Genomic DNA, 8,442 nt, shown 5'->3' on the forward strand with positions numbered 1-8,442 from the left:
ACCGAGCGCCGGCTGACCGACGATCCCAAGACGCTCGAGGAATTGAGCCAGGTCTATGGCGTGTCGCGCGAACGCGTCCGCCAGATCGAGGTCCGCGCCTTCGAGAAACTGCAGAAGGTGATGATGCGGCTGGCCGGCGAAAAGCGGCTGATCGCGGCGTAAATCGCCCTATAGAAAGGCGATGAGCAGCAAGTTCGTCGTCATCGGAGCAGGCGCCGCCGGCATCGCTGCCGCGCGGCGCCTTCGCGATTCCGGAGCCGACGTGCTGTTGCTCGAGGCGAGCGGGCGGATCGGTGGGCGCGCGCATACCGTGCGCGTCGGTCGCGAGGCACTCGATCTCGGCTGCGGCTGGCTGCATTCGGCCGACCGCAATCCCTGGACGCGGATCGCGCTGGCCGAGGGGTTCCAGATCGATCGCACGCCGGCGCATTGGCGCGAGCAATGGCACGATCTCGGCTTTCCCAAACCCGATCAGGAGGCATTCCACGACGCCTATCAGCAATTCAGCGAGCGGGCGCACGGCTATGCGGCGGGCCCCGACCGGCCGCTTGCGGATTTCATCCAACCCGACAATCCGTGGCGGCCGCTGATCGACGCGATCTCGGGCTACGCCAATGGCGCCAATCTCGGCGCGGTCTCGCTGCACGATTGGGCGGCCTATGAGGATGCCGCCGGCGACGACAATTGGCGGCTGATCGAAGGCTATGGCACGCTGATCGCGGCGCACGGCAAGGGCCTGCCGACGCGGCTCAACACGCCCGTATCGCTGATCGACCATCGCGGGCCGCGGATGCGGCTCATCACGCCCGCCGGCCTGGTCGAGGCCGATCGCGTGATCGTCGCGGTGCCGACCCCGATCCTGGCCGATGGCGATCTCAACTTCGACCCGCCCCTGCCCGCCAAGCGGGACGCCGCCGCGGCCTTGCCGCTCGGTCTCGCCGACAAGATCTACCTCGGCATCCGCGGTGGCGATTATCCGCACAACGCGCATCTGGTCGGGAATCCACATTCGTCGGCGACCGCCAGCTATCAGGTCGGCTATCTCGGCCAGCCGGTGGTCGAGGCGTTCTTCGGGGGCGATTGCGCCGAGGCGCTCGAGCGCGAGGACGATCGCGCCGCCGCCGATTTCGCGATCGGCGAGCTTGCCCGGCTGCTCGGCAACGACTGGCGCCTGCGTCTTCAGCCGATCGCGCGGACGCGTTGGCGCGCCGAGCCCTTCATTCGCGGCAGCTATTCGCACGCCCGGATCGGCCACGCCGGCCAGCGCCCGATATTGGCCGCGCCGCACGCTGATCGCATCTTCTTCGCCGGCGAAGCCTGTTCGGCGAGCGACTTCTCTACCGCGCACGGCGCCTATGAGACCGGGGTCGCCGCCGCCGAAGAGGCGCTTGCCGCCGACCGCCGACCGCGGATAGTGGCGACCATGCCGCTGATGACGGCACCCTCGCCCACCGCCCCCGATATTGCGATCCCCCAGCCCGAAACCGAGCCCCTGTCCGAACCGATGCCCGCCAGAGCCAAGCCCCGCCGCCCCTTCCTGCGCCGCCTGTTCGGCTGGATCTGGAAAGGCGCGCTCGCTTTCATCGTGATCAGCGTGCTGTGGGTCGGCGTCTATCGCTTCATCAATCCGCCCTTCACCTTCACCATGCTCGGTGACGTGCTGCACGGCCAGTTGATCACCAAACAATGGATGGCGCTGGACCGCATGGACCCGAACATGCCGCGCGCCGCGATCGCCGGCGAGGATGCGCGCTTCTGCCTGCACGACGGGTTCGATTTCGGCGCGCTCAAACAGGCGTACGAACGCAACAAGAAAGGCGGACGCATCCGCGGCGGGTCGACGATCAGCCAGCAAACCGCCAAGAACGTCTTCCTGATCCAGGGCGGCGGCTATATCCGCAAGGGGTTCGAGGCCTGGTTCACCTTCCTGATCGAGCACCTCTGGGGCAAGCATCGCATCATGGAAGTCTATCTCAACGTCGCCGAGACGGGGATCGGCACTTACGGCGCCAATGCGGGGTCGATCCGCTATTTCGGCCACGACGCGTCGCGCATGACGCCAACGGAGGCGGGTCGCATCGCCGCGGTACTGCCACTTCCCAAGAAACGCGCCGCGATCGACCCGCAGGGGTTCGTGCGGCGGCATGGCAACGCGCTGGCGCGCTACGTCAACGTGGTGCGAGGGAATGGGCTCGATAGCTGTTTGCGTTGAGACCATAGTGGCCTTGGCGGGCCCGCCCCACGTCAATCGGAAATTAGCACCGCCCATGTGAAATCGCCCTCCACGTCCCGGTCGTGCTCAGGGTGCCTCGAATGAACCGCATCGAATTCCCCGCCGCCACGGTCAATTCGCGCCGCTTCACCTATGTCGCTTTCCTGGGCATCACGCTGTGCGCGACGCCGACGACCATAAGGATCGTGATCTTCGGCTTTCGTCACTATCAGGCGCTGCCCTTGCTCCTGCTTTCTCTGCTGCTCTCGGCCGTATTGACCTTTTGCCTGGCCGCGCTCGGCGCGAGGCTGTTTTTCCCGCCGAGGTTATCGGTCGATCAGAACGGCCTGACCCTCAGGATCGGAACACGCACCGAACATTGGCAATGGCCGCAGATCGACGCCTTCCATGTCGTCCGCGCGCCTCGCGACCATTTTGTGGTGATCGACTGGAAACCGTCGCCAGCAGCCGAGATGCGGACCAGACGACTCGATTATCCCTTCAAGAAGGAGGCTCTGGACTTGCGCAAGATGTTGCAGGACCGGCTAGTGCAGGCGCGCGAATTCGAGCAAGAGCGCGAGCCGATCAGAACGGCAGCTTGAACCCCGGCGGCAGCGGCAGGCCCTGAGTCATTTTCGCCATCTCGGCGTTCGATGCAGCATCGGCCTTGCCTCGCGCGTCGTTGAACGCGGCGACGATCAGATCCTCGAGCATCTGCTTCTCTGACGGCTGCAGCAGCGAGGGATCGATATCGATGCCGATGATTCGGCCCTTGGCCGAGGCCTTGACCTTGACCATGCCGCCGCCCGACGCGCCCTCGACCTCGATCTGGTCGAGCCCGTCCTGCGCCTTGGCCAGTTCGGCCTGGACGTTCTGCGCCATCGCCATGATGTCTTCGAGGCTTTTCATGATGCCTGTGCTTCCTTGTTGATCCGTTCGAGCGTCGCGTCGGGGAATGCCTCCAACGCCGCTTTCACGATGGGGGTTTCCATGACCGCGGCGCGCTCGGCCTCTTCCTCGGCCTTGCGGCGTTCGGCAAGCGTCGCTTCGCCCTCGGCATCCTCGGTGGTCACTTTCCACTTGGCGCCGGTCAGCTCGTTGAGCCGCGCGGTCAGCGTCGCCGGCAGATCGGCGGGCAAGGGCCGCGACGTACTCAGCACGAGGTCGGGCGGGTCGTAGCGGACGACGCGCGCATTGGCATTGAGGTGCGACAACAGCGAGCCGCCGCCATGCGAGCGGACCAGCTCGACCATCGCGTCGAACGTCGGCGGCAACGCCTGGACGGTCGCGGCGGACGCCGTCGGCGCAGCGGCGACGGGTGCCGGCGCGGCGTTCGACGGCGCGCCACCGCCGGCGATCTGGCGCGCCAATTCGCCAGGATCGGGCAGGCTGGAGGCATGGACGACGCGGAGCAGCGCCATTTCCCCCGCCTCGATCGGCAGCGCCGCGCGCGCCACTTCGTCATGGCCCTTGAGCAGCAATTGCCACAAGCGATGAAGCGCCGGGTAGGACAGCATTCGCGCCCATTCCCGATATGCCTCCCGCTCCTCGGCCGATTGCGAGGGGTCGGCGTCGCCGCCCAGCCTCGCCAGGGTCACCGCATGGACCGTCTCGAGCAGGCCGCGCAGCACCGATTGCGGATCGACACCGAGGTCATATTGCTGGCGGAGAGCAGCGAGCGCGCCCGGCGCATCGCTGTCGATCAGCAATTGGAACAGGTCGCGGATCGCGGCGCGGTCGGACAGGCCGAGCATCGCGCGCACCGCCGGCGCGGTCACGCCGCCGCCTTCCATCCCGGCATGCGCGATCGCCTGGTCGAGGATCGACAGCCCGTCGCGCGCCGAGCCGTCGGCGGCGCGCGCGATCAGCGCCAGCGCCTCGGGATCCGCCTCCGCCCCTTCGCGCTCGGCAACATGGGCGAAATGAGCCGCCAGCTTGTCGGCGGGAATGCGTCGCAAGTCGAACCGCTGACACCGCGACAGCACCGTCACCGGCACTTTCTGCACTTCGGTCGTCGCGAGGAGAAACTTCACATGTTCAGGAGGTTCTTCGAGGGTCTTGAGAAGCGCGTTGAACGCGTTCTTCGACAGCATATGGACTTCGTCGATGATGTAGATCTTGAACCGCGCGCCGAACGCGGCGAGCCGGGCGGCGTCGATCACCGCGCGCATGTCGTCGACGCCGGTATGGCTGGCGGCGTCCATCTCGATCACGTCGATATTGCGGCCCTCCGCGATCGACACGCAGGGTTCGCACACGCCGCAGGGATCGATCGTCGGACCGCCCTGCCCGTCCGGGCCGATGCAATTGAGCGCCTTGGCGATCAGCCGCGCGGTAGAGGTCTTGCCCACCCCGCGCACGCCGGTCAGCAGGAAGGCATGCGCCAGCCGGCCGCGACGGATGGCATTGGCCAGCGTCTGGACCATCGCGTCCTGGCCGATCAACTGGTCGAAATTCTGCGGCCGGTACTTGCGCGCGAGCACGCGATACGCGGTATCCAGGGGCTGCGGCGGCTCGCCGAGGTCGAAGGAGTCGGACATCGCCCCCTATCTAGGGCCCGGGCTCGGGACCGGCAACGGCCCTGAGCCCCAACCCGGATCGTCGGCGCCGGTTACCAGCGACGGAAGCAAACGCGATGCGGCCGACCCCAGCGCCACGACGTGCGACACGCCATCCGCCCTCGCCAGCGATACGGGCGATAGGCGTAATAATTCCGGCGATAATAACCGCGCCGCCAACCGCGATTGCCGCGGTATCCGTAATCGCCACGATAACCATGGCCATAGCCGCCGCGATAGTGGCGGCCGCGATACTGGTTCGCGCTCGAGATAGCGCTGGTCGGCGCGACGAGTGGAGTGGCGATGGGCGCCGTCTTGCTCAGCGAGGTCTCGGCCGACGCGGGGGTGATCGCCGACACTCCGGCGACGGCCAGCAGTGCGACGAAAAGATGAGTGATACGCATACAGGACTCCTTTCCTTTTGGGTCAGAGGCACTGTCGCCAATGCGCGAAAGCGCCGTCGCGTTCCGCATCCGTACCAAAAACGGCGTGTCCGGCGATACGAGATAGCGCCATTCTGGAGGCTATCGCGACGGCGGCTCGGCGTACGCCCGCGCTCGTCCTCGACGAAGGAAGGTGGGAGCCGGAACGACCCGCAACGAAATCGTTACGGCTGCTTCCTTCCGGACCTGACCGGGTTGGCGACGATTGCGTCCGCCCGACTCCCGCCGCGCATATGGCGGGGTCGGGCGGCGCTTTCAAGCCATTAGAACGCCGGCCGCTACCAGCGGACGCGAACCTTGCGACAGGTTCGGATCTTGCGGCCATGGTGCCAGCGGACGGTGCACACCTTTTTCCACTTGGTCTTGTGTCCCCAGCGCGCGGGCGCGGGCGCGGCTCCGGCCGGCACCGGCGCGAGTGCCGAAGCGGCAAGCATTCCAGCAGCAACAACAGCAAGGAATTTCATGGCGTGTCTCTCCATGGTTCGCCCCCCGGCGCATCGAAACGCTTACCATGCGGGGGCCGTTCCGCGAACGGAATAAATATCCGGCTGCGATGACCCGGGGCAAAATTAGGTCAGCGACCCTGCATGTTTTTCGCGTCGGGCGGAATGCGCACGGTGAGCGAATCGAGCACATCGCTCAGCCAGATCTGGCATGACAGCCGGCTGTAGCGCGTCGCCCCGGCGGCGAGGTCGAGCATGTCCTCTTCCTCCTCGACCGCTGGCGGCAGCCTGTCGAAATCATCGGCGTCGACGATCACATGGCACGTCGAGCAAGCCATTTGCCCCTCGCACGTTCCCTCCAGCGGTTCGCCGGCGTTCTGCGCGAGATCGAGCAGGCGGTCGCCGGGCTTGCCCTCGACCTCCCGCGTGCTGCCGTCGCGCTCGATGAAGACGACCCGCGTCATGCCGCGATCCGCTGCGCTCGGGCGGCGGCGTCGATCCGATTGAGCGCGGTCACCAAGTCATCCTCCGTCGTATAGCGCCCGAAGCCGATCCGGATGCTGCTGCGCGCTTCGGCGTCGCTCAGCCCGATCGCTTCGAGCACATGGCTCGGCCGTCCCGAGCCGCTGGCACAGGCCGACCCAGCGGAAAAGGCGATAGCGCGCAAATCGGACATCAGCCGGGCCACGTCGAGCCCGTCGCGACGGATGTTGAGATTACCGCAATAGCGATGGTCGGCTGATCCGTTGAGGATCCAGGTGTCGTCCAGCACCGCGCGCGCCGCCGCCCACAGCCGGCCGACATGCGCGGTATCTTCCTTTCGCCGCGCCGCCATCAGCGCCGCCGCCGCACCGAAACCGGCGCATAGAGCAGGGCTCAGCGTCCCCGACCGTCCGGCTTTTTCCTGGCCGCCACCATGGAGCAAGGGCGGCAACGAGACGCCATCACGGATCCACAGCGCGCCGATCCCCTTGGGACCGTGTATCTTGTGGCCCGACAGGGCGATCAGATCGCAGCCGTCGGGTATCGGCACGCGGCCATAACCCTGGACCGCGTCGCAGAGAAACAGCGCGCCGGCGTCATGGGCCAAGGCCGCGAGATAGGCAATCGGCTGGATGACGCCGATCTCGTTATTGACCAGCATCGCCGCGACCAGCTTCACGCCGGGGCGGATTGCCGCGCGCGCCGCGTCGAGATCGACCAGCCCGTCGCTCCCGACCGGCAGGATCGTGGTGCCACCGACCGCTTCGGCGGTATCGAGCACCGCGGCATGCTCGGTCGCTAGCGTCACCAGCGGGCCGCCGACGCCCTTGATCGCCCAATTGAGCGCCTCGGTTGCTCCACTGGTGAAACTGACCGACCCGCCCGCGGGCAGCAAGGCGACCACCTGCGCGCGCGCCATCTCGACCGCAGCCTTCGCCGCGCGCCCGGGCCCATGCGCCGAATGTGGATTGGCGTGCTGCTCCTTGAGCCAGGGCAGCATCGCCTCGAACGCCTCGGGCGCGAGCGGCGTGGTCGCCTGGTAATCGAGATAGATCATCCCGCGCGCGCCAGCGATTGCGCGATTTTGCGCCAGGCTTCGACGAACGCGTCGAGCTCGGCGCGCGTGGTCGATCGCCCGAAACTCACCCGCACCACTTCCTGCGATCGCTGCATGTCCCAGCCCATAGCAGTGAGCACGTGGCTCGGCTTCATGCTCCCGCTGGCGCAGGCGCTGCCCGCCGACACCGCCATTCCGGCCATGTCGAAGCGGATCAGCTGCGTGGTCGCGGCGACGCCGGGCATGCGGTACGAACCGATCGCGGGGTGACGCGAATGGTCGGCCAGGATGGCCTCGCCACCCGCCGCCGCGATCGCCGCGTCCAGATGGGCGCGCAATTCACGATAGCCGGCGACATCCTCCGGCTCGGCCAACGCCGCTGCATAGCCGAGTACGCCGGGCATATTCTCGGTCCCGGGCCGGTAGCCGCGTTCCTGCCCGCCGGTCGGATCGAGCGTCGCGAGATCGCGCACCAGCAACGCGCCGACGCCGATCGGCCCGCCGCGCTTGTGCGCCGACAGTGCGACGAAATCGGCGTGCCGCGCGACCTCGCGATCGGCGCCGGCCGGCATCTGCGCGGCATCGACGAGCAGCAGATGGCCGGCGGCGTGGACACGTTCGGCGAGGTCGGCGATCGGCTGGCGGATACCGGTCTCGCTATTGGCCCATTGGATCGCGACCACGGCGCGGCCCTCTCCGGCCATCGCCGTTTCGAGCGCATCGGCGTCGACCAGCCCCGCCGCATCGACCGGTACCAGCGTGATGTCATAGGCCGCGCGCAGCACCGCATCGTGCTCGACCGCACTCGCCAGCCGCCGCGTCACCGCCGATCGCGTCAGGACGATGCCGAGCGATTCACTGGCGCCGCTGGTGAACAGGACTTCGCCCGCCCAGCCATAGGCGGCCGCGACCTGTCCGCGCGCCTTCTCCAGCGCCGCCTTGGCCGCGCGCCCCTCGGCATGCGGCGAGGAGGGATTTGCCCAGCGTGCGAACCCTTCGGCCATCGCGTTGCGCGCCGCCGGCAACAGCGGCGTGGTCGCGGCATGATCGAGATAGATACGCGAGGTCACCAAGGGTCCGACTCGTTCCAATTGCGTGTTGGGGCCTGCTGCCTATATAGCGCGCAACCTTTAGCGCCACACCGGCGCCACTGCTCGGCAAAGAACAGGACAACGATGCCCGAAGTCATTTTCCCCGGTCCCGAAGGCCGCCTCGAAGGTCGTTTCGCCCCCGCGCCCAAGCCGCG

Annotated in this window: 9 protein-coding genes, 1 other RNA gene and 2 pseudogenes; 5 read left to right on the forward strand and 7 right to left on the reverse strand. The window is 67.3% G+C overall.

Annotated elements, in window-relative coordinates:
- From ACTHJR_RS09765 to ACTHJR_RS09780, 4 genes and pseudogenes are all read left to right on the forward strand, one after another.
- The coding region (locus tag ACTHJR_RS09765) for a sigma factor-like helix-turn-helix DNA-binding protein (protein WP_440522972.1) at positions 1 to 162 on the forward strand (162 nt) is incomplete at its 5' end.
- Between the two features lie 19 nt (positions 163 to 181).
- A pseudogene (locus tag ACTHJR_RS09770) lies at positions 182 to 1,375 on the forward strand (flavin monoamine oxidase family protein); the annotation flags it as partial.
- 129 nt (positions 1,376 to 1,504) lie between these two features.
- Positions 1,505 to 2,212 (forward strand): monofunctional biosynthetic peptidoglycan transglycosylase, encoded by a 708-nt coding sequence (mtgA, locus tag ACTHJR_RS09775; RefSeq protein ID WP_440522973.1) that lies wholly within the window; start codon positions 1,505 to 1,507, stop codon positions 2,210 to 2,212.
- 101 nt (positions 2,213 to 2,313) lie between these two features.
- The gene (locus ACTHJR_RS09780) at positions 2,314 to 2,814 is read left to right on the forward strand and encodes a hypothetical protein (protein WP_440522964.1); all 501 of its coding nucleotides are present in this window, start codon (positions 2,314 to 2,316) and stop codon (positions 2,812 to 2,814) included.
- On the opposite strand, the gene ACTHJR_RS09785 is transcribed toward ACTHJR_RS09780, so the two are convergent.
- The 7 genes from ACTHJR_RS09785 to ACTHJR_RS09815 form a co-directional block, all read right to left on the reverse strand.
- Positions 2,798 to 3,121 (reverse strand): YbaB/EbfC family nucleoid-associated protein, encoded by a 324-nt coding sequence (locus ACTHJR_RS09785; RefSeq protein WP_440522965.1) that lies wholly within the window; start codon positions 3,119 to 3,121, stop codon positions 2,798 to 2,800. The genes ACTHJR_RS09780 and ACTHJR_RS09785 overlap by 17 nt on opposite strands.
- Positions 3,118 to 4,752: a DNA polymerase III subunit gamma/tau gene (locus tag ACTHJR_RS09790; protein WP_440522967.1), complete on the reverse strand. Its 1,635-nt coding sequence runs from the start codon at positions 4,750 to 4,752 to the stop codon at positions 3,118 to 3,120. The genes ACTHJR_RS09785 and ACTHJR_RS09790 overlap by 4 nt, the downstream gene beginning before the upstream one ends.
- 71 nt (positions 4,753 to 4,823) lie before the next feature.
- Positions 4,824 to 5,174 (reverse strand): hypothetical protein, encoded by a 351-nt coding sequence (locus ACTHJR_RS09795; protein ID WP_440522968.1) that lies wholly within the window; start codon positions 5,172 to 5,174, stop codon positions 4,824 to 4,826.
- Between the two features lie 168 nt (positions 5,175 to 5,342).
- Positions 5,343 to 5,440: signal recognition particle sRNA small type (ffs, locus tag ACTHJR_RS09800), an RNA gene on the reverse strand.
- A gap of 347 nt (positions 5,441 to 5,787) precedes the next feature.
- Positions 5,788 to 6,120 carry a 2Fe-2S iron-sulfur cluster-binding protein gene (locus ACTHJR_RS09805; protein ID WP_440522969.1) on the reverse strand — a complete coding sequence of 111 codons (333 nt, stop codon included), beginning with the start codon at positions 6,118 to 6,120 and terminating at the stop codon, positions 5,788 to 5,790.
- Positions 6,117 to 7,196, reverse strand: coding sequence for a cysteine desulfurase family protein (locus ACTHJR_RS09810; protein WP_440522970.1), 1,080 nt, complete (start codon positions 7,194 to 7,196; stop codon positions 6,117 to 6,119). The genes ACTHJR_RS09805 and ACTHJR_RS09810 overlap by 4 nt, the downstream gene beginning before the upstream one ends.
- On the reverse strand, positions 7,193 to 8,266 hold the full coding sequence (locus ACTHJR_RS09815) for a cysteine desulfurase family protein (RefSeq protein ID WP_440522971.1): 1,074 nt from the start codon (positions 8,264 to 8,266) through the stop codon (positions 7,193 to 7,195). The genes ACTHJR_RS09810 and ACTHJR_RS09815 overlap by 4 nt, the downstream gene beginning before the upstream one ends.
- A gap of 105 nt (positions 8,267 to 8,371) precedes the next feature.
- Here ACTHJR_RS09815 and ACTHJR_RS09820 point away from each other — a divergent pair.
- Positions 8,372 to 8,442, forward strand: a pseudogene (locus ACTHJR_RS09820) (alpha/beta hydrolase); the annotation flags it as partial.

Origin of the sequence: Sphingomonas sp. (assembly GCF_051962185.1) — a bacterium.
In the GTDB taxonomy this organism is placed as follows: domain Bacteria; phylum Pseudomonadota; class Alphaproteobacteria; order Sphingomonadales; family Sphingomonadaceae; genus Sphingomonas.

Excerpts from the sequence above, each read along its gene's own strand:
- ACTHJR_RS09795 (WP_440522968.1), bottom strand. The coding sequence starts at position 5,174 with ATGCGTATCACTCATCTTTTCGTCGCACTGCTGGCCGTCGCCGGAGTG.
- ACTHJR_RS09810 (WP_440522970.1), bottom strand. The coding sequence starts at position 7,196 with ATGATCTATCTCGATTACCAGGCGACCACGCCGCTCGCGCCCGAGGCG.
- ACTHJR_RS09785 (WP_440522965.1), bottom strand. The coding sequence starts at position 3,121 with ATGAAAAGCCTCGAAGACATCATGGCGATGGCGCAGAACGTCCAGGCC.
- ACTHJR_RS09780 (WP_440522964.1), top strand. The coding sequence starts at position 2,314 with ATGAACCGCATCGAATTCCCCGCCGCCACGGTCAATTCGCGCCGCTTC.
- ACTHJR_RS09790 (WP_440522967.1), bottom strand. The coding sequence starts at position 4,752 with ATGTCCGACTCCTTCGACCTCGGCGAGCCGCCGCAGCCCCTGGATACC.
- mtgA (WP_440522973.1), top strand. The coding sequence starts at position 1,505 with ATGCCCGCCAGAGCCAAGCCCCGCCGCCCCTTCCTGCGCCGCCTGTTC.
- ACTHJR_RS09805 (WP_440522969.1), bottom strand. The coding sequence starts at position 6,120 with ATGACGCGGGTCGTCTTCATCGAGCGCGACGGCAGCACGCGGGAGGTC.